Source organism: Vibrio sp. 970 (genome assembly GCF_033339075.1).
The window spans coordinates 1-582 of record NZ_JAWOTW010000589.1; the positions used below are offsets into that span (position 1 = coordinate 1).

The following is a 582-nucleotide window of genomic DNA, read 5'->3' on the forward strand; positions in this document are numbered from 1 at the left end:
GAACTTTGCTGATAATGTGTTAGACCGTCTAGCCGAGTTGGTGAACGGCGATGCTCGCATGTCGCTTAACTACCTTGAACTTCTCTACGATATGGCAGAGGACAATGCGCAGGGTGAAAAAGAGATAACACTCAAACTGCTTGCTGAAGTAGCCGGGGAGAAAGTCTCTCGCTTCGATAATAAAGGCGACATTTGGTACGATTTGATCTCCGCTGTGCACAAATCTATTCGTGGATCAAACCCAGATGCCGCTTTGTATTGGGCTGCTCGTATGATAGCTGCAGGTTGTGATCCACTTTACATTGCCCGCCGATTACTTGCGATAGCATCGGAAGATGTCGGCAATGCGGACCCTAGAGCCATGCAAGTGGCACTCTCCGCGTGGGACTGTTTTACACGCGTTGGTCCAGCAGAAGGTGAGCGTGCGATTGCTCAAGCAATTGTTTATCTCGCGTGCGCTCCAAAGAGTAATGCCGTTTATGTTGCTTGGAAACAAGCGCTCACTGACGCACATAACTTGCCTGAATATGAAGTGCCGCATCACTTGCGTAATGCACCCACCAGTCTGATGAAAGACATGGG

At 49.5% G+C, this 582-nt stretch carries 1 pseudogene; it reads left to right on the plus strand.

Features of this window, described 5'->3' with window-relative positions:
* A pseudogene (locus R7Q11_RS28050) lies at positions 1-582 on the plus strand (recombination factor protein RarA); the annotation flags it as partial.